This is a genomic window from Klebsiella pasteurii (assembly GCF_018139045.1).
GTDB classification, from domain to species: domain Bacteria; phylum Pseudomonadota; class Gammaproteobacteria; order Enterobacterales; family Enterobacteriaceae; genus Klebsiella; species Klebsiella grimontii.
Genome location: NZ_CP073236.1, coordinates 432,030 through 453,880, shown reverse-complemented (window position 1 = coordinate 453,880; position 21,851 = coordinate 432,030). Strand labels below are relative to the sequence as shown.

At 55.4% G+C, this 21,851-nt stretch carries 23 protein-coding genes; 3 read left to right on the top strand and 20 right to left on the bottom strand.

Annotated elements, in window-relative coordinates; genetic code table 11:
- Nucleotides 1–36 precede the first annotated feature (36 nt).
- Genes nagZ through hinT form a run of 5 tightly spaced genes read right to left on the bottom strand, consistent with a single transcriptional unit; the run spans nucleotide 37 to nucleotide 3,262 of the window.
- Entirely contained in the window at nucleotides 37–1,047 is a 1,011-nt protein-coding gene (gene nagZ / locus KCG39_RS02030) for a beta-N-acetylhexosaminidase (protein ID WP_170100739.1), read from the bottom strand.
- Between the two features lie 31 nt (nucleotides 1,048–1,078).
- On the bottom strand, nucleotides 1,079–1,897 hold the full coding sequence (gene thiK / locus KCG39_RS02025; RefSeq protein WP_004131418.1) for a thiamine kinase: 819 nt from the start codon (nucleotides 1,895–1,897) through the stop codon (nucleotides 1,079–1,081).
- Nucleotides 1,878–2,513, bottom strand: a complete 636-nt coding sequence (gene lpoB / locus KCG39_RS02020; RefSeq protein WP_004131417.1) for a penicillin-binding protein activator LpoB — start codon at nucleotides 2,511–2,513, stop codon at nucleotides 1,878–1,880. Before lpoB ends, thiK begins: the two co-directional genes overlap by 20 nt.
- Before the next feature lie 12 nt (nucleotides 2,514–2,525).
- On the bottom strand, nucleotides 2,526–2,900 hold the full coding sequence (locus KCG39_RS02015; RefSeq protein ID WP_004131416.1) for a YcfL family putative periplasmic lipoprotein: 375 nt from the start codon (nucleotides 2,898–2,900) through the stop codon (nucleotides 2,526–2,528).
- 5 nt (nucleotides 2,901–2,905) lie between these two features.
- Nucleotides 2,906–3,262, bottom strand: a complete 357-nt coding sequence (gene hinT / locus KCG39_RS02010) for a purine nucleoside phosphoramidase (protein WP_004131415.1) — start codon at nucleotides 3,260–3,262, stop codon at nucleotides 2,906–2,908.
- A gap of 353 nt (nucleotides 3,263–3,615) precedes the next feature.
- On the opposite strand from hinT, the gene fhuE reads away from it, so the two are divergent.
- Nucleotides 3,616–5,799: a ferric-rhodotorulic acid/ferric-coprogen receptor FhuE gene (fhuE, locus tag KCG39_RS02005; protein WP_420844551.1), complete on the top strand. Its 2,184-nt coding sequence runs from the start codon at nucleotides 3,616–3,618 to the stop codon at nucleotides 5,797–5,799.
- Nucleotides 5,800–5,901: 102 nt separating this feature from the next.
- Here fhuE and ptsG read toward each other — a convergent pair whose 3' ends face one another.
- The 14 genes from ptsG to yceD all read right to left on the bottom strand — a co-directional run bounded on the left by ptsG (nucleotide 5,902) and on the right by yceD (nucleotide 18,536).
- The gene (ptsG, locus tag KCG39_RS02000; protein WP_004131412.1) at nucleotides 5,902–7,335 is read right to left on the bottom strand and encodes a PTS glucose transporter subunit IIBC; all 1,434 of its coding nucleotides are present in this window, start codon (nucleotides 7,333–7,335) and stop codon (nucleotides 5,902–5,904) included.
- 297 nt (nucleotides 7,336–7,632) lie between these two features.
- Nucleotides 7,633–8,427, bottom strand: coding sequence for a metal-dependent hydrolase (locus KCG39_RS01995; protein ID WP_004131411.1), 795 nt, complete (start codon nucleotides 8,425–8,427; stop codon nucleotides 7,633–7,635).
- A 10-nt stretch (nucleotides 8,428–8,437) separates the two neighbouring features.
- Nucleotides 8,438–9,442, bottom strand: coding sequence for a DNA polymerase III subunit delta' (gene holB, locus KCG39_RS01990; RefSeq protein WP_142467722.1), 1,005 nt, complete (start codon nucleotides 9,440–9,442; stop codon nucleotides 8,438–8,440).
- Nucleotides 9,439–10,080 carry a dTMP kinase gene (gene tmk / locus KCG39_RS01985; protein WP_004131408.1) on the bottom strand — a complete coding sequence of 214 codons (642 nt, stop codon included), beginning with the start codon at nucleotides 10,078–10,080 and terminating at the stop codon, nucleotides 9,439–9,441. The genes holB and tmk overlap by 4 nt, the downstream gene beginning before the upstream one ends.
- On the bottom strand, nucleotides 10,070–11,092 hold the full coding sequence (gene yceG, locus KCG39_RS01980) for a cell division protein YceG (RefSeq protein ID WP_004131406.1): 1,023 nt from the start codon (nucleotides 11,090–11,092) through the stop codon (nucleotides 10,070–10,072). The genes tmk and yceG overlap by 11 nt, the downstream gene beginning before the upstream one ends.
- Nucleotides 11,093–11,094: 2 nt before the next feature.
- Nucleotides 11,095–11,904, bottom strand: coding sequence for an aminodeoxychorismate lyase (pabC, locus tag KCG39_RS01975; RefSeq protein WP_004131404.1), 810 nt, complete (start codon nucleotides 11,902–11,904; stop codon nucleotides 11,095–11,097).
- Between the two features lie 143 nt (nucleotides 11,905–12,047).
- Entirely contained in the window at nucleotides 12,048–13,289 is a 1,242-nt protein-coding gene (fabF, locus tag KCG39_RS01970) for a beta-ketoacyl-ACP synthase II (RefSeq protein WP_004131402.1), read from the bottom strand.
- 89 nt (nucleotides 13,290–13,378) lie between these two features.
- Nucleotides 13,379–13,615, bottom strand: coding sequence for an acyl carrier protein (acpP, locus tag KCG39_RS01965; protein ID WP_000103754.1), 237 nt, complete (start codon nucleotides 13,613–13,615; stop codon nucleotides 13,379–13,381).
- 210 nt (nucleotides 13,616–13,825) lie between these two features.
- The gene (gene fabG / locus KCG39_RS01960; RefSeq protein ID WP_004131399.1) at nucleotides 13,826–14,560 is read right to left on the bottom strand and encodes a 3-oxoacyl-ACP reductase FabG; all 735 of its coding nucleotides are present in this window, start codon (nucleotides 14,558–14,560) and stop codon (nucleotides 13,826–13,828) included.
- 12 nt (nucleotides 14,561–14,572) lie between these two features.
- Nucleotides 14,573–15,502, bottom strand: a complete 930-nt coding sequence (gene fabD / locus KCG39_RS01955) for an ACP S-malonyltransferase (RefSeq protein WP_049112598.1) — start codon at nucleotides 15,500–15,502, stop codon at nucleotides 14,573–14,575.
- A gap of 15 nt (nucleotides 15,503–15,517) precedes the next feature.
- Nucleotides 15,518–16,471 (bottom strand): beta-ketoacyl-ACP synthase III, encoded by a 954-nt coding sequence (locus KCG39_RS01950; protein ID WP_004131395.1) that lies wholly within the window; start codon nucleotides 16,469–16,471, stop codon nucleotides 15,518–15,520.
- 53 nt (nucleotides 16,472–16,524) lie between these two features.
- A complete protein-coding gene (gene plsX / locus KCG39_RS01945) occupies nucleotides 16,525–17,622 on the bottom strand; it encodes a phosphate acyltransferase PlsX (RefSeq protein WP_071988293.1) in 1,098 nt (365 codons plus the stop codon).
- Nucleotides 17,623–17,824: 202 nt separating this feature from the next.
- On the bottom strand, nucleotides 17,825–17,998 hold the full coding sequence (rpmF, locus tag KCG39_RS01940; RefSeq protein ID WP_004101077.1) for a 50S ribosomal protein L32: 174 nt from the start codon (nucleotides 17,996–17,998) through the stop codon (nucleotides 17,825–17,827).
- Nucleotides 17,999–18,014: 16 nt separating this feature from the next.
- Nucleotides 18,015–18,536 (bottom strand): 23S rRNA accumulation protein YceD, encoded by a 522-nt coding sequence (gene yceD / locus KCG39_RS01935; RefSeq protein WP_004131393.1) that lies wholly within the window; start codon nucleotides 18,534–18,536, stop codon nucleotides 18,015–18,017.
- A gap of 141 nt (nucleotides 18,537–18,677) precedes the next feature.
- Here yceD and KCG39_RS01930 point away from each other — a divergent pair, with 141 nt between their 5' ends.
- Both KCG39_RS01930 and KCG39_RS01925 read left to right on the top strand, forming a co-directional pair.
- Complete coding sequence (locus KCG39_RS01930; protein ID WP_004131392.1) at nucleotides 18,678–19,262, top strand: Maf family protein; 585 nt, start codon at nucleotides 18,678–18,680, stop codon at nucleotides 19,260–19,262.
- A gap of 190 nt (nucleotides 19,263–19,452) precedes the next feature.
- Nucleotides 19,453–20,598, top strand: a complete 1,146-nt coding sequence (locus KCG39_RS01925) for a dienelactone hydrolase family protein (RefSeq protein ID WP_142467724.1) — start codon at nucleotides 19,453–19,455, stop codon at nucleotides 20,596–20,598.
- Between the two features lie 12 nt (nucleotides 20,599–20,610).
- Here KCG39_RS01925 and rluC read toward each other — a convergent pair whose 3' ends face one another.
- Entirely contained in the window at nucleotides 20,611–21,564 is a 954-nt protein-coding gene (gene rluC, locus KCG39_RS01920; RefSeq protein ID WP_004132333.1) for a 23S rRNA pseudouridine(955/2504/2580) synthase RluC, read from the bottom strand.
- Nucleotides 21,565–21,851: the final 287 nt, after the last annotated feature.

Genomic DNA, 21,851 nt, shown 5'->3' with positions numbered 1-21,851 from the left:
CGCATCCTCACCAGACAACAACGCCTTTCAGGTTTATTACGCGGATTTCGCCTCTTGCCAGCGCGCGTGAAGCTGCTCAAGCTGCGCGCTGATCGTCTTCCAGCGGGCGGAATCCCTTAACGCCTGACGGCTAAAGGAACCTTTATGATACAATTTCGTAACACGCTCTGCTTTGATCGGCGACAGGTTATCCAGCACGCTGACCGCACCCTTACGATTATTGCAGACAAGGATCATATCGCAACCCGCATCCAGCGATGCCTGGCCGCGCTCGGCATAGCTGCCCATAATCGCCGCCCCTTCCATTGAGAGATCGTCAGAGAAGATGACCCCATCGAAGCCCAGCTCGCCGCGCAGGACCGTTTTTAGCCAATGCGCGGAGCCGCTGGCCGGACGCGGGTCAACGTCGCTGTAGATGACGTGGGCGGGCATGATGGCATCCAGCCGCTGCTCGCCGATCAGCGTACGGAAAATGGACATATCTCTGGCGCGGATTTCCGCTTGCGCGCGCGGATCGCGCGGCGTCTCTTTATGGGAATCGGCCGTCACCGCCCCGTGTCCCGGAAAGTGCTTACCGGTAGTTTTCATACCCGCGGCGTGCATGCCGTCAATAAAATGACGAGCTATCGCCAGGGCTTTGTCAGGATCGTCGTGATAAGAACGCTCGCCAATAGCGGCGCTGATATGCCCAACGTCCAGCACCGGCGCAAAGCTGATATCAATATCCATGGCGATCATTTCGCTGGCCATCAGCCAGCCGGCCTCTGCGGCTAGCTTACCGCCCTCCTCCATGCCGAGCAGCGCGGCGAAGGACTGCGCTGCGGGAAGACGAGTAAAGCCTTCACGAAAACGCTGCACGCGCCCGCCTTCCTGGTCTACCGCCACCACCAGATGGTTGCGCGAAGCCTCGCGGATCTGGCGAACCAACTCGCGCAGCTGCGCGGGATCGTGATAGTTGCGGGTAAACAGTATCAGCCCGCCAACCAAAGGATGCGCCAGAATCTCACGCTCTTCCGCATCCAGTTCAAAACCTTCGACATCCAACATTACCGGACCCACACCCACCTCTCTTATCCTTTTACTTTTTGTCTAACTGGCGCCATACCTCATCCGCCAGCGCAATAAACTGCCGGTCGCCGGTTTGCTGCCAACGCCGCTCGTACCAGCCCGCCATCAGTAGCTGCACCCACGGACGCCAGCGCTGAATTTGCCGCCAGAGCTGATGCTCATCAATGCTCGCCAGTCTCGCGTATTCTGCAGCTAGCCGACGTTGCGCGACGGGATCGATCCACACTGCCGCCAGCTCCAGCGCGATATCGCCATCGCCCGCATACTCCCAGTCAATCAGCCGCAGTCCCGACTCGCCGTGAACGATGTTGCCCGCATGGACATCCATATGTAACGGGGCGAGGCGCAGCGGCTGAGGCTCGCCGCGGCGCAGCAGGCGTTTATGCCAGCGCAGCCAACTCGGCGTACGCCGCGCGGGGCTGCACTGTTGCCAGTACAACTCAAGCAGCGGCCGCAGCGCGATACGCCAGCCAAAGCACGGCTGCCGGTGCAGATGATACAGTAACCCTGCGAGCGCCGGACACTCCGGTAATGCGTTAACCACGTCGCCTGAGCAATATTCCACCACCATCCAGGCGGGAGAATAAAAGACCGGCGCAGGCGCTAACGAATCGGGAAGGCGTGACAGGACGTGATATTGACGGCGAAAGTCGCTGGCCGGCGCACGCGGATCGTGCGGCTGGCGCAGCACCCGCTTTTGCCGACCATCGCTGAGAATGCAGCTGCCGCCGCTCAGCCCGTTTTGGGCCTGCGCGGCGACAGGCGTATAGCGCGGGAAAAAGCGCGACAGCACTTCGTCGCGCGTGAGCTTATTGTTGCTGAACAGCACCTTTACCTGACCAGATAATTTCGCCGGTCTGTACCAGCATTAGCTGCATTTTCAGCTCAGGGGAATTGACGTTACCGGTCGCGTTGGAATAGAGCACGTACTGTGCGCCAACGGTACGCGCAATGCCCATCGCTTTGCTGCGGCTGCCAAGGCTATCCTGCGGCGACAGGCCAAGCTGCTGTTTGGCTACGCCCAACTGCTGCTGCGAGACAAGGGTGAATTTCCCATTGCCTTCCAGCGCGTTGCGCAGCGCCGTGGTGGCCTCACCGGCATTCAGGGTGCCGTTGGTACGGTTATTGACGCTGTCGACCAGCAAAATGCTCCCCGCATTCACGCCGCTGGCCTGCAGCATCTGCCCGATCATCGGCTGCACCGCGGAACTCCAGTCAAAGTGACGTACGCGCGGCGCTGGCTGGGCTGGCTGCTCGCCGTGTTCAATCGGCCCCGGCTGCGTAGGGATCGCGGGAATAGTCGGCACAGTCGGCTGCGGCTGAACTGGCTGCTGCGGCTTCGGCTGCGCTTCCTCAACGGGAGCGGGTTCCTGACGTTGCCCCACACATCCGGCAAGGAATATCGCCAGTGCGGTAACTAATGCATAGCGACATAATTTAATCATTACGATTACCTCTTACAGATAAAGATAAAGTCGGGCTTTGTGCGCCCCCAGAATATTGGCGCTGCCATACAGCGTGACGGAAGAGTGTGCCGGAACCGTTATACTGCGCGCCGGATCCAGCGGATGCATTTCCAGCCCCCTGGCGTCATACCAGAAAAAGCGATAATGCACGGTCACCGGCACCTGGCGTTCATTGAATAATCTTGTGGTCGCCGTCGCCTGAATCTCGGATGCGGTCACCGTCGGTACTTCAGCGCTAATTCCCGCTGCCAGTACGTTTGATTCCATCACCAGACTTTGCCGATCGCTGACCGGAATTTCCGGATGCGAACCGCACCCGGCCAGTAACGTCACGGCCAGAAGTGCGCCGAAATGGGCTGCGCGCATGGATGTTAACCTTTATGAGCCAGCATCGGGCCTAATGGACGGCCGCCCAGCAGGTGCATATGGATATGGTACACCTCCTGGCCCCCGTGGCGATTGCAGTTGACGATCAGGCGATAGCCATCGTCGGCAAGCCCCTCGTCGCGGGCGATTTTCGCCGCAACGGTCATCATACGTCCCAGGGCAAGCTCGTGCTCTGTGGTCACATCGTTGACGGTGGGAATCAGGATATTGGGAACGATTAGGATATGGGTTGGTGCCTGCGGAGAGATGTCGCGAAAAGCGGTAACCAGCTCATCCTGATATACCACATCCGACGGGATCTCCCGGCGAATGATTTTGCTGAAAATCGTTTCTTCTGCCATGACTGATTCCTTAATAATTTTTATACCGTGCTCTGGCCTGCCTCTGCAGGTAAACGCGGATGCACAGGATTCCCCTAAGAGTATGAGCGAGTTACTCCCCCTCTTTCAACCTGAATGCGTTTTTTCTTGCGCGACAAAGCGCTTAGCTGCTGATGGATTAAGCGTTTCTCAGCGGCATGCGGTGCAGCACCCGCGAAAGCAGCCTGCGGACCGCTATTTTTACCCTTGTTTACACATTAAATATTAATGCGTATATTTCTCATTTGCATTCATAACGCAAACAGTGCATTGACAATCGACCGTGGCCATAGCGCCGCAGCGAATAACGACTATCACATGATCAAGGGCTTATGATGTCTCTCTCCACCAATCCCCGGGATAGGCGAACCGCGCCGTCCCTGCTTGCTGTGGGCATAACGCTGGCGCTGTTTCCAAACCTTAGCCAGGCAGCCGGCGCCTCCGAAGACACTATCATTGTAGAAGGTTCCTCAGATAGCGCCTCGGATACACAAGAACAGGACTACAGCGTCAGAACTACCTCAGCCGGGACCAAAATGGAGATGACCCAGCGCGATATTCCGCAGTCGGTCAGCATCATCACCGGGCAGCGGATGCGGGATCAACAGCTACAAACCCTGGGCGATGTGATGGAACATACCATGGGGATCAGCGGCAGCCAGGCGGATTCCGACCGCACCAGCTACTACTCCCGCGGTTTTGAGATAGACAACTATATGGTCGATGGCATTCCAACCTGGTTTGAATCCCGCTGGAATCTGGGCGACGCGCTTTCCGATATGGCTCTCTTCGAACGGGTTGAGGTCGTGCGCGGCGCTAACGGCCTGCTGACCGGCACCGGCAATCCTGCCGCGTCGATCAATATGATCCGCAAGCACGCGACCAACCGGGAGTTCAAGGGAGAGGTCACGGCGGAGTACGGCAGTTGGAATAAGCAGCGCTACGTTGCTGATATGCAGAGCCCGCTAATGGACGATGGCAGCGTAAGGGCGCGCATTATCGCGGGTTATCAAAACAATGACTCATGGCTGGATCGCTACAACAGCGAAAAAACGTTCTTCTCCGGTATTGTTGATGCCGATCTCGGTACATCGACCACTTTATCCGCTGGCTACGAGTATCAGCGTATCGACGTGAATAGCCCGACATGGGGCGGCCTGCCGCGCTGGAATACCGATGGCAGCAACAACCGCTATGACCGCGCCCGCAGTACCGCCCCGGATTGGGCCTATAACGATAAAGAGATCAACAAAGTCTTCATCACGCTGAAACAGCGCTTTGCCGAGACCTGGCAGGCGACGATGAATGCCACCCATTCCGAGGTCAAATTCGATAGCAAAATGATGTACGTGGACGCGTACGTCAATAAAGCGACCGGAATGCTGGTGGGCTCTTATAGCAGCTACGGTCCGGGCTATGATTACGTCGGCGGTACCGGCTGGAACAGCGGCAAGCGTAAGGTCGACGCCGTTGACCTGTACGCCGACGGCGGCTACGACCTGTTTGGTCGCCAGCACAACCTGATGGTCGGTGCCAGCTACAGCAAGCAAAATAACCGCTATTTCAGCGCCTGGGCCAACGTGTTCCCCGATGAGATTGGCAGCTTCAATAACTTTAATAGCAGTAATTTCCCGGAGACCAACTGGGGCCCGCAGAGCCTGGCGCAGGACGATACCACGAGAATGAAATCGGTATATGCCGCGACGCGTTTTTCCCTGCTTGACCCGCTGCATCTCATCGTTGGCATCCGCTATAACAACTGGAGTATCGCGACGTTGACTTACAACATGGAGAAAAACCATACCACGCCCTACGCCGGGCTGGTTTATGACATCAACGACAACTGGTCGGCCTACACCAGTTATACCTCCGTGTTCCAGCCGCAGAACAAGCGCGACAGTTCGGGTAAATACCTGACCCCAATTACCGGAAACAACTATGAAGTGGGCCTGAAGTCCGACTGGATGGACAGCCGTTTAACGACCACTCTCGCCCTCTTCCGCATTGAGCAGGATAATCTTGGCCAGGCGACCGGCGGGCAAATCCCGGGCAGCAACGGCGAAGCCGCCTATAAAACCGTCGATGGTACCGTGAGCAAAGGGGTAGAGTTTGAAATCAACGACGCGCTCACCGATAACTGGCAGATGACCTTCGGGGCGACGCGTTTTGTCGCTGAAGACAATGAAGGCAATGCGGTGAACCCTAACCTACCGCGTACCAGCGTCAAGCTGTTTACCCGCTACCGTCTGCCGGTAATGCCTGAGCTGATCATCGGCGGCGGCGTAAACTGGCAGAACCGGGTATATAAAGATACCGCTACGCCGTACGGGACATTCCGTGCGGAACAGGGCAGCTACGCGCTGGTGGATGTGTTCACGCGTTATCAGGTCACTAAAAACTTTGCTGTGCAGGGGAACGTCAACAACCTGTTAGACAAAACCTACGACACCAATATAGATGGTTCAATCGTCTACGGTGAACCACGCAACTTCAGCATAACGGCCAGCTATCAATTCTGATAAGCAGTCAGCGTCACGGGAGCCGCCGGGTTCCCTTTTTTATGCCGGCTGCCCATTAAAAAAGGCAGCCAGTTGGCTGCCTTAGTCTCCCCAAATCACAACTTAGTTGCTGCGGATGTATTCATCCATTTCAGTTTTCAGGTTATCGGATTTGGTACCGAAAATAGCCTGAACGCCTGAACCTGCAACAACCACGCCTGCGGCACCCAGTTTTTTCAGGCCAGCCTGATCAACTTTCGCCACATCCGCTACGCTCACGCGCAGACGGGTGATACATGCGTCAAGGTTAGTAATGTTCTCTTTACCGCCGAAAGCGGCAATCAGTGCCGGAGCCATTTCGCTGGTGGCGCCAGCTTTGCTGTCTTCGGTTGCATCTTCACGACCCGGGGTTTTCAGATCCAGCGCTTTGATCAGCACGCGGAACACCACGTAGTAAACGATCGCATAGCAGATGCCGACTATCGGGAACAGCCACAGTTTGCTGCTGTTGCCGGACAGAACGATGAAGTCGATCAGACCATGAGAGAACGAAGTACCGTCACGCATACCCAGCAGGATACAGATCGGGAAGGCCAGGCCTGCCAGAATCGCATGGATAACGTACAGGATCGGCGCAACGAACATGAAGGAGAACTCGATCGGCTCGGTGATACCGGTCAGGAACGAGGTCAGCGCTGCGGAGATCATGATACCGCCCACTTTTGCGCGGTTTTCTGGTTTAGCAGAGTGCCAGATAGCGATAGCAGCGGCCGGCAGACCGTACATTTTGAACAGGAAGCCGCCGGACAGTTTGCCCGCGGTCGGGTCACCTGCCATGTAGCGCGGAATATCGCCGTGGAAGACCTGACCGGCTGCGTTGGTGTATTCACCAATCTGCATCTGGAAAGGAACGTTCCAGATGTGGTGCAGACCAAACGGCACCAGGCAGCGTTCAATGAAGCCGTAGATACCGAACGCCACAACCGGGTTCTGGTAAGCAGCCCACTGGGAGAAAGTCTGGATTGCGGTACCGATCGGCGGCCAGATAAAGGACAGGATCACACCAGTGAAGATCGCTGCCAGACCGGAGATAATTGGCACAAAACGCTTGCCCGCAAAGAAGCCCAGATACTCAGGCAATTTGATGCGGTAGAAGCGGTTGAACATGTACGCTGCGATGGCACCGGAGATAATACCGCCGAGTACGCCAGTATCCGCCAGGTGTTTAGCCGCAATCTCTTCAGCAGGTAAATGCAGGACCAGAGGTGCAACCACGGACATGGTTTTCACCATGATGCCGTAAGCGACGACCGATGCCAGAGCGGATACGCCGTCGTTGTTAGTGAAGCCAAGTGCGACACCGATAGCAAAGATCAGCGGCATGTTAGCGAAGACCGAACCGCCCGCTTCCGCCATGACGTGGGAAACTACGGCTGGCAGCCAGCTGAAGTTTGCGGAACCGACGCCCAGCAGGATACCTGCGATAGGCAGTACGGATACCGGCAGCATCAGCGATTTACCGACCTTCTGCAGGTTAGCAAATGCATTCTTAAACATAATTGAGAGTGCTCCTGAGTATTTGGTGCTTTTTTACGTTTTCACGCATTGGCCCGGGGGGAGAACCGCGCCGTGGACAGGACATCTAAGCGCCCTTTATTTATTACACAGAGTAAAATAATTACCGGGATGATTGTTTGACGGCTATCACGTTTCAATCAGACATCCATTAAAAACTTACATTGGTTTACATAAATCGTGTCTGAATGTTGCCAAAAAACCTTCACCGCCCCATTTGTGGCGGTGAACTTTACTCGCTTTGGCTATTAATTACGAGCCTTAAAATAATAAGCAATATCAGAGAGGTTGCAGCCGGGAGGGGTCGATATGAAAAAGCGTAGCGAAATTTTCAGTGGTCTGTTGCGCCAGCTGCTCTAGCGACACGCCCTTAAGCACCGCCATATACTCGGCGACGTCCCTGACCAGGGCCGGCTGGTTCTCTTTACCGCGATGCGGTACCGGCGCCAGATACGGTGAATCGGTCTCCACCAGCAGGCGATCGAGAGGGACATAGCGCGCAGCATCGCGAAGCTGCTCCGCATTACGGAATGTCACAATGCCGGAAAACGAGATATAGAACCCCATATCCAAAAGCTTACCCGCGGTCTCCCTATCCTCAGTGAAACAGTGTAGTACGCCACCGCAATCCGTCACTTTTTCTTCGCGTAAAATTTCCAGCGTATCGGCGCGGGCATCGCGGGTGTGAACGATAACCGGCTTATTCAGCTCCCGGCCTATACGGATATGATCGCGAAAAGACGCCTGCTGACGGGCTTTCGTTTCCGGCGTGTAGAAATAATCGAGCCCGGTTTCGCCCATCGCGACCACGCCGTCCTCTGCGGCGAGTTTGCGCAGCTCTTCAACGTCATACTCTTCATCCTGGTTTAACGGATGCACGCCGCAGGAGAAAACGACGTCGTGACGCTGGCCTACCAGTTCGCGCATACCGCGGTATCCCGGCAGCGTCGTGGCAACCGCCAGGCAAAATTTCACATCGCGCGCGGCGGCCTTTGCCAGCACATCGTCCACATCTTTATGCAGCGCTTGATAATCCAGGCCATCGAGATGGCAATGGGAGTCGACTAAAAACATGATGTCTCTCTCAGAGATGGGATACGGGAAGGACCGCCCCGGGTTGCAGGTAATGTTCCCAGCGCAGAAGGCGCTCGGTTAGCAGCAGTTCGCGATTAATGCCGACCACGTTTAGCAACTGCTCGCGGCAGGCGCTGACGTCACGCGCGATCGCCTGCAGGCGCGCCGCCGGCAGCGCCGCGGCCAGCTGATTCACCAGAGGCCAGACATCAGGATTGCTGATAAGCGTAATCCCCTGCTGCCTTTTTTGCGCGTCGACCAGCAGCGATGCCAGCCAGTGCAGGCGAATCGCGGCCTGCTCATGGTTCAAAATCGGCAACAGCGTCAGCCAGTCGCCGTGGGTTAAAATATTTCCGAGGATCTGGCAAAGCTGCTGGCGTGGTGCCCAGTGTGCATCCTGAAGCAGATCCAGCGCCGCCGCTGGCGCGTTGGCGCTCAGACGCAGCGCTGCGAGAAGCGCGTCTTGTGACATTGTCACTTCACGCTCTAACCACGCCAGTGCGTAGCGTTCTGAAGGCGGAGCGAGGTGATATAACCGACAGCGGCTGCGCAGCGTCGCCAGCAGGCGAGCAGGTTCCTGACAGGCAAGGAAGAACCAGGTATTCTCCGGCGGCTCCTCCAGCGTTTTCAACAGCGCGTTTGCCGCCGCATCCGTCAGTATGGCGGCATCGCCGATCCACACCACCTTCGCGCCGCCCAGTCGGGCATGTTCATAGAGCTTTTCGCTAACTTCGCGCACGGCATCGATCCCGAGCGAGTTCTTTCCCTTTTCTGGGGTCAACGCATAATAATCAGGATGGGTGCCGGCCTGCATCAGCTGGCAGCTATGGCAATGACCGCAGCTTTTATGCCCTTCCGGCTGGCGGCACATCAGAAAGCGACAAAGCGCATAAATCAGCGCATCGCTCCCCATGCCCGGCAGCGCCTGAACCATTAGCGCATGGTGGCCGCGCCCCGCCTGATAGCTGGCAACCAGCTGTTCAAAGGGCGGGCGTAACCACGGATACCATTTCATGCGCCTTGCTCCGCGACCCATTGATTCACTACCGCACGAATGTCGCGCTCCACGGCCTCTAGCGGCTGGGTAGCGTCAACGGTGCGTATAGTGGCATCCTGCGCCGCCAGTTCAAGGTAGCGGGCACGAGTACGATTAAAGAAATCCAGTGACTCCTGCTCGATTCGGTCAAGTTCGCCTCGGGCGCGGGCGCGCTTAAGACCGACTTCCGGAGTCACGTCAAGGTAAAGCGTAAGATGGGGACGAAAGTCCCCCAGTACCGCGTCACGCAGGGTCGCCAGCATCGTTTGATCAATTCCGCGACCGCCACCCTGATAGGCCTGAGTTGAGAGATCGTGACGATCGCCAATGACCCACTGACCGCGGGCCAGAGCGGGTTTGATAACCGTCTCCACCAACTGCACGCGCGCCGCGTAAAACATCAGCACTTCCGCTTTATCATTAATCACTTCATCGCCGGTGGACTGAATATCCAGCACCAGGCTGCGCAGCTTCTCGGCCAGAATGGTGCCGCCCGGTTCGCGGGTAAACACCATATCGCTTACGCCCAGCTGTTTTAGCGTCTCTACCACACAATTACGCGCGGTAGTTTTCCCTGCGCCCTCCAGGCCCTCGATGACGATATAGTTACTGCGCATTTTTTTCCTTAAGTACTTTCAAATAGTCCTGAACCGAGCGGTTATGACTGGCCAGGTTAGTGTTAAACGTATGCCCGCCCTTACCGTCCGCGACAAAATAAAGGTACGGCGTTTTCGCCGGATGTGCGGCGGCGTTTAGCGAGGCCTCACCCGGTGCGGCGATAGGTCCCGGCGGCATGCCGTTTATGACGTAGGTATTGTAAGCGGTCGGAGTTTCCAGGTCTTTACGTGTCAACTTGCCATTATAACTCTCACCCATCCCGTAAATCACGGTCGGATCGGTTTGCAGACGCATACCGATACGTAAACGGTTGATAAATACCGATGCGACACGGTCGCGCTCGTCCGCTATCGCCGTCTCTTTTTCGATAATCGAGGCCATTGTCAGCAGCTGGTTCTTATCGTGATACGGCAGATTCTCCATCCGCCCTTCCCAGGCTTTATCGACCGCGGCAACCATCTTCTGATGCGCTCGCTTAAGGATGGCCACATCGCTGGTATTGGCGGTATACATCCAGGTATCCGGCCAGAACCAGCCTTCAACCCAATCAGGATGCTCAAGATCAAGAGCCTTCGCGACGGTTTCATAGCTGTCATCCGCCAACGTATGCTTGACGTAAGGCGCATCGCGCAGCTGGCGCAGGTAATCGCTCACCCGCATCCCTTCAACGAAGCGCAGCGGAAACTGCGCCTCTTTGCCGCTGGCCAGCAGCTGCAGCATCTGGCGGACCGTCATATCAGGCGTGAAGCGATAGGTCCCGGCTTTAAAATGGGAGAGCTCAGGCTCGATGCGCAGCAGCCACTGGAAAACCCGCGGTCGGTTAATGACTTTATCGCTATACAGCTGTTGCCCAAGCGCCAGGCGCCCCGTTCCGGTGGCAAGAGTGAAGATAGTCTCTTCTTTTATCAGCAACTTGCTATCCGCCAGCTGGCGAACTTTCCACATACCGATGCCCGCGGCGATGCCCAGCACCACCACCATCAGCAGGATGAAACGTAACATTTTCTTCATGACTAATCAGACAGCTCACACAAAGGGGCTAAAAAATGGTAAAGCTCGCGGGTGGACCAACATTTATCATTCCAGCGGCGAACAGGCACCAGCGGCATTAATGCGTTACAGACCACGACCTCATCGGCTTCGCGTAACGCCTCGGGGCGCATGGTGGCTTCGACAACGCGAAACGGCGATGGTGCCAGCTTAGCGAGAATGTACTGGCGCATAATACCGTTGACCCCCGCCTGATCGAGGCGCGGGGTAAAGACGTCGGATCCTTTACGCCAGAATACGTTCGCGGCACAGCATTCCGTAAGCCACCCGTCGCTGTCAAGGACCAGTGCCTCATCGGCGTCCGTCTGCTCAAGATGAGAACGAATCAGCACCTGCTCCAGCCGGTTAAGGTGCTTGAGTCCGGCGAGTGAAGGGTTTCGTCCCAGCCTGACAGGACTCAGCGACAGGGAAATCCCCTCCTCGCGCCAGCGCAGATAGTGGGCCGGCCAGGGCGACACGCTGAGAATTCTTGTGGGATTGACACAGCCCGCGGCGCTATAGCCGCGGCCGCCCGCTCCGCGGGTGATGATGACCTTCAGCACGCCATCCTGATGAGGCTGCGCCAGACGCGCCATCTCCTGCGCTAATAGCGCCCAGTCGCCATAGGGGATAAAGAGCTTTTCACAGGTCGTCTGCAGGCGATCCAGATGGGCTGAGAGCAGTTGAACCTGGCCTCTGAGGATGCGCGCAGTGGTAAAGCAGCCATCGCCAAACTGCACGCCGCGATCGTTCACCGCGAGCGTTTCGCTTTCAGCGCCATTGATTAAAAACATAAAAGACTCCTTATCGCTGGCCGGTTAGTTTCGCAGGAGGAGAGACATTGAACAAGCGGAGAAAACCGAATAAAAAAGGCCCGACAAGCGGGCCAATTTTCGATGGGCATTGACGTAAACTGGGATGTTACGTCAGGCGCGCATCACACCTTTTTAAAGATTAGCGAGCCGTTAGTGCCGCCGAAGCCGAAGGAGTTACACAGGGTATACTCCAGACCGCTTACCTGACGCGCTTCGTGCGGGACGAAGTCCAGATCGCAACCTTCATCCGGGTTATCCAGGTTGATGGTTGGCGGAACAGCGCCATCGCGCAGCGCGAGGATGGAGTAGATAGACTCTACTGCGCCCGCTGCACCGAGCAGGTGACCGGTCATTGACTTAGTCGAGCTCACCATTACGCGGCTGGCAGCGTCACCGAAGACAGATTTCACCGCCTGCGCTTCTGCTTTATCGCCTGCCGGCGTAGAGGTACCGTGGGCGTTGACGTAGCCAATCTGGCTAGCTTCAATACCCGCGTCGCGAATAGCGTTAACCATCGCCAGCGCTGCTCCAGCGCCATCTTCCGGCGGTGAAGTCATATGGTAGGCATCGCTGCTCATACCAAAGCCGACGATTTCAGCATAGATTTTCGCACCGCGTTTCTTCGCGTGCTCGTACTCTTCCAGCACGACCATGCCGGCGCCGTCGCCCAGCACGAAACCATCACGCTCTTTATCCCACGGACGGCTTGCCGCCTGCGGGTTGTCATTACGGGTGGACAGCGCGCGCGCTGCGCCAAAGCCGCCTACGCCCAGCGGGGTACTGGCTTTTTCCGCACCACCGGCGACCATTGCATCAGCATCGCCATAGGCGATAACGCGCGCGGCGTGACCAATGTTGTGTACGCCAGAAGTGCATGCGGTTGCGATGGAAATGCTTGGTCCACGCAGACCAAACATGATGGTCAGATGCCCGGCCACCATGTTAACGATTGTGGAAGGAACAAAGAACGGGCTGATCTTACGCGGTCCGCCTTTTACCAGCGAACTGTGGTTTTCTTCGATCAGGCCAAGCCCGCCAATACCGGAACCAATAGCGGCACCGATGCGGGTAGCATTCTCTTCCGTCACTTCAAGGCCAGAATCCTGCATGGCCTGAATGCCAGCGACAATTCCATATTGAATGAAGGCATCCATCTTGCGCTGCTCTTTGCGCGAGATGAAGTCATCACAGTTAAAATCCTTTACTAAGCCAGCAAATTTCGTTGCATAGGCGCTAGTATCGAAATGGTCGATCAGGCTGATGCCACTCTGACCGGCAAGGAGAGCTTTCCAGGTAGACTCTACGGTATTGCCGACAGGAGACAACATGCCCAGTCCGGTCACAACTACACGACGCTTAGACACGGTTGTCCTCCAGGGAGGGAAAATAGATTCTTGTGGGACAAAATTTAGATAAAACTCAGGCGGTCGAATGACCGCCTGGAGATGTTCACTTACGCCTGGTGGCCGTTGATGTAATCAATGGCAGCCTGAACAGTAGTGATTTTCTCAGCTTCTTCGTCCGGAATCTCAGTATCAAACTCTTCTTCCAGAGCCATTACCAGCTCAACGGTGTCAAGAGAATCAGCGCCCAGGTCTTCAACGAAGGAAGCATTGTTGGTAACTTCTTCCTGCTTAACGCCCAGCTGTTCGCCGATAATTTTCTTAACGCGTTCTTCGATAGTGCTCATACTCTTAAATTTCCTATCAAAACTCGCTTTCGCGATGGTTTTCGTAGTGTATAAAATGTTGAAAAATTTGCAACTAAATCCCGGCAGGTCTTACCACGATTTTACGCTATTTTGCGGCTGTTTGCCCTCATAACGCAAATCATTTTGTACAAAACATTACAGTGAACCGCACAGACTGCGCGGTTCCTGAGCGTTTTGCGCAAATCTCGGTCAGACCATATACATTCCGCCGTTGACGTGCAGAGTTTCACCGGTGATGTAACTCGCTTCATCAGAGGCTAAAAATGCCACCGCACTGGCGATTTCATTTGGAGAGCCGAGGCGCCCCGCAGGAACTGCCGCCAGAGTACCCGCACGCTGCTCATCGGTCAGCGCACGCGTCATGTCCGTTTCAATAAAGCCCGGAGCAACAACGTTTACAGTAATACCGCGGGACGCAACTTCGCGAGCCAGTGATTTACTGAAGCCAATCAGACCCGCTTTCGCCGCAGCGTAGTTGGCCTGACCCGCATTTCCCATGGTACCAACCACAGAACCGATAGTGATAATACGTCCATGACGCTTTTTCATCATAGCGCGCATTACCGCTTTTGACAGACGGAAAACAGATGACAGGTTGGTTTCGATAATATCGTTCCACTCATCATCTTTCATGCGCATTAACAGGTTATCACGAGTGATCCCGGCATTGTTCACCAGGATATCAACTTCACCAAATTCTGCGCGAATATTTCCCAGAACAGATTCAATAGATGCAGGATCGGTCACATTCAGCAGCAAACCTTTACCATTAGCACCTAAATAATCGCTGATCGCCTGCGCGCCGCTTTCGCTGGTCGCCGTACCGATAACTTTCGCGCCGCGGGCAACAAGCGTTTCAGCGATTGCGCGGCCAATCCCGCGACTTGCACCGGTAACCAGCGCGATTTTTCCTTCAAAACTCATGGTTTTCCTCTTTTATTGCTCAAGCGCCGCAGACATGGCCGCCGGCTCGTTAAGCGCGGAAGCGGTCAGGGTGTCAACAATACGTTTAGTCAGGCCAGTGAGGACTTTACCTGGGCCAACTTCATACAAATGCTCTACGCCCTGTGAAGCCATAAACTCAACAGTTTTGGTCCACTGAACCGGGCTATACAGCTGGCGGATCAGGGCATCACGAATAGCTTCAGGCGCCGTTTCACTTTGCACGTCGACGTTATTCACAACCGGAATCGCCGGCGCGTTAAAGGTGATTTTCTGCAGCTCAACGGCCAGTTTTTCCGCCGCAGGCTTCATCAGCGCGCAGTGGGAAGGTACGCTGACCGGCAGCGGCAGCGCGCGTTTAGCGCCCGCAGCCTTACAGGCAGCACCAGCGCGCTCTACGGCCTCTTTGTTACCGGCAATAACAACCTGCCCTGGCGAGTTAAAGTTCACCGGAGAAACAACCTGACCTTCGGCAGACTCTTCGCAGGCTTTCGCAATCGCCGCGTCGTCAAGCCCGATGATCGCGGACATCGCGCCGGTACCTTCCGGTACCGCTTCCTGCATAAACTTGCCGCGCATCTCAACCAGGCGTACGGCATCGGCAAAATCGATAACACCTGCGCATACCAGCGCAGAATATTCGCCGAGGCTGTGGCCCGCCAGCAGAACGGGGGTTTTACCGCCCTGCTGCTGCCAGACGCGATACAACGCAACGGAAGCGGTCAACAACGCTGGCTGAGTCTGCCAGGTTTTATTCAATTCTTCCGCCGGGCCCTGCTGCGCAAGCGCCCACAGATCGTAACCCAACGCCGCAGAGGCTTCACGGAATGTCTCTTCAATTACCGGGTAAGCGGCCGCCATATCTGACAGCATCCCGACACTCTGAGAGCCCTGTCCCGGGAACACAAAAGCAAATTGCGTCATGTTTAAATCCTTATCCTAAAAACGAACCAGCGCGGAACCCCAGGTGAACCCACCACCAAAGGCTTCCAGCAGAATAAGCTGACCACGTTGAATGCGGCCATCGCGAACGGCTTCATCCAGCGCACAAGGGACGGAAGCCGCCGAAGTATTGCCGTGTCGATCGAGCGTGACGACGACATTGTCCATCGACATTCCCAGCTTCTTCGCCGTGGCGCTGATAATGCGCAGGTTGGCCTGATGCGGCACCAGCCAGTCAAGCGCCGAACGCTCGAGATTATTCGCGGCTAAAGTCTCGTCCACGATATGCGCCAGTTCGGTCACCGCAACCTTAAAGACTTCATTACCCGCCATCGTCAGATAGATCGGGTTTTCCGGTTCAACGCGATCGGCGTTCGGCAGCGTCAGCAGTTCGCCGTAGCTCCCATCCGCATGCAGATGCGTGGAGATAATGCCCGGCTCTTCAGAAGCGCCCAGCACGACGGCGCCAGCGCCATCGCCAAAAATAATAATGGTTCCGCGATCGGCAGGATCGCAGGTGCGCGCCAGCACGTCAGCGCCAATCACCAGAGCGTAATCAACCGCGCCGTTTTTCACGTATTGATCGGCAACGCTGAGCGCGTAGGTGAAACCCGCGCAGGCCGCAGCGACGTCAAACGCCGGGCAGCCTTTGATACCCAGCATTGATTGAATCTGGCAAGCCGAGCTAGGAAACGCATGGGTACCGGAAGTGGTCGCAACAATAATCAGACCAATTTGCTCCGGCTTTACGCCTGCCATATCCAGCGCATTCTTAGCGGCTTCAAGGCCCATCGTAGCAACTGTTTCATTCGGTGCGGCAATACGACGCTCGCGGATACCGGTACGAGTAACAATCCACTCGTCAGACGTATCAACCATATTTTCCAGTTCAGCGTTCGTACGCACGTGCTCAGGCAGATAGCTGCCGGTACCAATAATCTTCGTATACATGTACGCTCAGTCACTCTTGGGTAATATACCGGGTTAACTCAAACTGTGAGGCGTCAGTCGTTTCCGGTCATCCGGGTTTGAGGCCTGGAACTTCCGCTTCTGCCGCCTTCAGGCAATTCGAAACCTGCAGGGTATAAAGATTCCAGGCGAGCGGCAATTCGCTGAGGAACCTGCCGCTGCACAGCCTGCACTGCCTGCTCTATCGCGACGCAAAAAGCGCGCTGATTGGCAGCCCCATGACTTTTAATCACGGAACCGCGTAATCCTAACAGACAGGCACCATTATACTGGTCGGGGTTGAGGTGACTGAATCGCCTCGACAGGCTTTTTTGTAACCAACGCTTTAATAAAAGCAGCCACCACGACCTTTTTTTCCCCTCTCCCTGTGATTTCAACAGTGAAAGGAACATTCTGACAACACCTTCCATCGTTTTTAATGTGACGTTGCCCGTGAATCCATCACAAACTAAAACATCCGTTTTGCCCGTCAACAATTCGTTGGCTTCCAGATACCCAATATAGTTGAGGGTTGGCAGGGTTTTCAAAACCGCCGCCGCGTCACGAATGCTGCTGAGACCTTTCATCTCTTCTTCGCCGATATTCAGAAGCGCAACGCGGGGATTCTTAATACCGATAACTTCTTCGGCAAGAACCGCCCCCATGACGGCAAACTGCACCAGCATCGTGCTATCGCAATCGACGTTAGCGCCTAAATCCAGCACCACCGTTTTGCCCTTAAGCTGATGCGGTAACATGGTAACCAGCGCAGGGCGCTCAATTCCCTCAATAGGCTTGAGCAGCAGCTTCGCCAACCCCATCAGCGCTCCGGTGTTACCCGCGCTGACGCAGGCCTGGGCCCGTCCTTCTTTTACTAACTCGAGCGCAATGCGCATTGAGCTACCGCGACTGGCGCGAATGGCCTGCGCGGGTCTAGCATCACTGGCAATAACCGACTGCGCAGGGATAACCTGCAGACGTGAACGTTGTTCAAAATCAGCTTTGGCAAGTAATGGCGCGATAGCGTCGGGATCGCCGACTAAAAGAAGTGTGAGTTGTGAATTAGAGTTCAGTGCCTGCAATGCTGCAGGCACTGTCACGGAAGGGCCAAAATCCCCGCCCATGACATCTAACGCCAGGGTTAGACGTGTCAAGGTATCGTCGCTGCCCGGTTCGGTTATTCCCCAGTTACCCGGGGAAATCCTCACTAAGCTTCATCACGCTTTTACTCTTCGTCTTTCACGCTGCAAGTGCGTTGACTGCGCTCGTTCACACCTGTCACATAGTGAGCTATGCTCCCGGTGCTTCTCTCGCTTGCGTCTTCTTGCAACGCGAAATCCATGGAGTAATGCGTGATTACTTAGCGATAACCTTGCGACCGCGGTAAAAACCGTCGGCAGTGATGTGGTGACGCAGGTGTTTTTCACCAGAAGCTTTGTCTACAGACAGGCTGGTGACTGCGGTCAGCGCGTCATGGGAACGACGCATGCCACGTTTGGAACGGGTTGGTTTATTCTGTTGTACGGCCATGGACCTTACTCCTCAATTACTTATGCTTTAAGCTGGCTAATACGGCAAATGGATTTGGTTTTTGTGCCTCTTCAGGCAGTTCACCAAAGACCATGTCCGCGTCGGACACTTCACAGTGTTCAGAATCATGCACCGGAACTACGGGCAAGGCGAGGATGATTTCATCTTCAACCAGCGCCAGCAGATCGATTTCACCGAATTCGTTAACCTCAATCGGCTCATACGCTTCCGGCAGTGCCTCGGCCTGTTCGTCATTTCTGACGGGGCTGAAACAATACGTTGTGTGGACATGATGGGGGAACGGTTTCCCGCAACGCTGACATTCGAGGGTCACCGACACCGTCGCATCGCCGTTTAACACGGCAAGACGTTGGTTATCGATAGCGAACGACATGCTGCATTCCACATCGCTGTCCACGCTGACAACAGAATCAGCGACACGCACAGCCTGATCACGGGTATAGATACCTTGGTAATCTAAGCGTTTTTGAGCCGTGCGAACCGGATCGAGAGTCAGGGGTAATTTTACCTTTTGCATAGGGCGCGCATATTAACTTTGTAACGTCATAGAGTCAAAGAAAAAGGCAGCCTCAGGTTGCCTTTTGCCATTTATTCGCACACATTGCGGCGCATAGTTTAAAATGATGCTCTGCGAAGCGCTATATGTGGATGAAAAAATATGTCTGAACTAATCCTCGCGTCAACCTCGCCCTGGCGGCGAATGCTGCTGGAAAAACTGTCGGTGCCTTTTGAATGCGCGGCGCCGGAAGTTGATGAGACACCGCTGCCCGGCGAGCCCGCCCGCCAGCTGGTGCTGCGTCTGGCGCAGGCAAAGGCGCAGGCCCTTGCCGCGCGCTACCCACACCACCTCATTATAGGCTCCGATCAGGTTTGCGTCCTGGACGGTGAGATCACCGGTAAACCGCACACGGAAGAAAACGCCCATCGCCAGTTGAGAAAGGCCAGTGGCACCATCGTCACGTTCTATACCGGCCTGGCGCTGTACAATTCCGCCAACGGTCACCTGCAAACCGAATGCGAACCTTTTGACGTTCATTTCCGTCGTTTAAGCGATCAGGAAATTGAGAGCTATATCCGCAAGGAAAACCCGCTGCAGTGCGCCGGAAGTTTTAAAAGCGAAGGGTTGGGCATTACGCTGTTCGACCGCCTCGAGGGGCGCGATCCCAACGCGCTGGTCGGTTTGCCGCTCATTGCCCTCTGCCAGATGCTGCGCCGGGAGGAGTGTAACCCTCTGCTCACCTGACCGCGATTCCATGCGGCCTCTTTATGAGGCCGTCAGCCGCCTTTAAACAACGTTTTAGCCGCTGACCGGCGGCGCGGAATCCGTTTTACCCCAACTTAATTAATGCATCGCCTGTCACAGTTTATTTTTCCAGCGCCATTACAATCCAATTAAATAATGAAACGATGTTTTATTTTTAAATGGAGACATTATGCCTACCCGCGCTACGCTCTTGTCCCTCGCCCTGCTGGCCGCCGCCAGCGCCAATGCCAATGACTGGCAGCGCCAGGGCATCGTAGAGGACAATCTTCCCGCCTCTTGGCAGCAGCTGAAAGCGCAGATGACCTACCCGGACTCGTGGCTTTCTGGCAACTATCGTAATTTTAATCAATGGCGTCAGCAGGCTCGTACGCTGCTTCGGCAGTCTCTGCTGACCCCGGCGTCGACAATCCCCTACGCGCCGCAAACGCTCATGAGAGAAAACCGGGGAACCTATATCGCCGAGAAGCTGGCCTTCAACGTAACCGACGAAAACAGGATTGCCGCGCTGATGTTGACGCCAAAATCACCCGGCCCTCACCCGGCTATTGTCCTGTTACACGATCATGGCTCAAAGTTTGATATTGGTAAGGAGAAGCTGATCCGACCCTGGCGTGACGCCGCGCGGCTAGCCAGCGCTCAGGCGTGGGCGGATAAATTTTTCAACGGTCGGTTCATCGGTGATGAACTGGCGCAGCGTGGTTACGTCGTGATAGCCATCGATAGCCCAGGCTGGGGAGATCGAGGGCCTATGGTCTACGAGCAGCAGCAGGCCCTGGCCAGTAACTACTTTAACCTTGGGCGTTCGCTGGCAGGTGAAGTCGCCTATGAAGATCTGCGTACCGTTGATTTCCTCAGCACTTTAAAAACGGTTGATAGTCAACGCATTGGGGTACTGGGTTTCTCAATGGGCGGTTTCCGCGCCTGGCAACTGGCCGCCCTGTCTGACAAAGTGGCCGCGACTGCCGTTATCTCCTGGTTTGGTACCTGGCGCGGCCTGATGCAGCCGGGCAACAACGTCCTGCGCGGGCAATCGGCCTTTTATATGCTTCATCCAGGCTTATCCGGCCGTCTCGACATTCCCGATATTGCCAGCATCGCCGCGCCAAAACCGATGCTCATTTATAGCGGCGGCAAGGATAAGCTGTTCCCGGCAGAAGCCGTTAACGATGCCTTCGCAAAAATGCATAAAGTGTGGGAGTCGCAAAATGCGCAGGATAAGCTGGAAACGAAGACGTGGCCGGAACTGGGCCACGTCTTTTATAAAGAACAGCAGGATGAGGTTTTCCCCTGGCTTGCCAGGTGGCTCAAGCCCTGAGCCTGGTGGCGGTTATTTGGCGCTACGCAAAACCTGCAGGCAGCGCTTAAGCTGATTATCCAGAGGCGCTTCAACACGCATTATCTCGCCGCTCCCCGGATGGGTAAACTTCAGCGCCGCCGCATGGAGAAACAGTCGGTTAAGGCCGGTGCCTGCCAGCTGCTTATCAAATTCACGGTCGCCGTAGCGATCGTCGAAAGCGATGGGATGGCCGGCATATTGCGTATGCACGCGGATTTGATGCGTACGACCGGTTACCGGGCTGCAGCGCACCAGGGTCGCATGGGTAAAACGCTCTTCGACTTTAAAACGCGTCTCAGAAGGTTTCCCCTCTTGGTTAACCCGCACAATACGCTCACCGCTCTGCAGAATATTTTTCAGCAGCGGGGCCTGCACCACTTTAGTATGCGATTGCCACTGCCCGCGCACCAGCGCCAGATAATCCTTCTGCATGCCTTTGTCGCGCAGCTGCTCATGCAGGGAACGCAGCGCTGAACGCTTTTTGGCGACCAGCAGAACGCCAGAGGTGTCGCGATCCAGGCGATGCACCAGCTCCAGGAAACGCGCTTCCGGGCGCAGCGCGCGCAAACCTTCGATCACGCCAAAGCTCAGCCCGCTACCGCCATGGACCGCAGTGCCTGAAGGCTTGTTAAGCACCAGAATATGATCGTCTTCATATAAAATCACATCGGCCAGCGCGGCCACTTTTTGCAGGTGCGGAGAGACCGCCTCTTCTTCTTTCTCAGATACGCGGACCGGCGGGATGCGCACTTCATCGCCGGCTTCCAGCTTATATTCCGGCTTCACGCGCTTTTTGTTAACCCGCACCTCGCCTTTACGCAAGATGCGATAAATCATGCTCTTCGGTACGCCCTTCAGCTGCGTACGCAAAAAGTTGTCGATACGTTGCCCGGCTTCATCATCAGCAATGGCAACCATTTTTACGCTTGGGATCTCAGTTTTCATGGTGCGCGATTTTAAATAGCCCGACGCATTAGCGCCACTCATTTTTATATGCTTATATTTATCATCATCCGGATTTCACCGTATGCTTCATCATCGTTTTGTTTGTTATTAGAACAATCTGTATACGCAGGTGAAAAAACTGTGAGTAACCGGGTGATAAAAGGTGAAAGTCAACTTGCTATAACAAGCTTAGCAATGGAATAATGATGCAGTATTCCGTGCTGAAACTTGTTAGAACAAGAAATTAGCGGAATGACCAATTTTGTCTGACCGATCATCAACGCAGC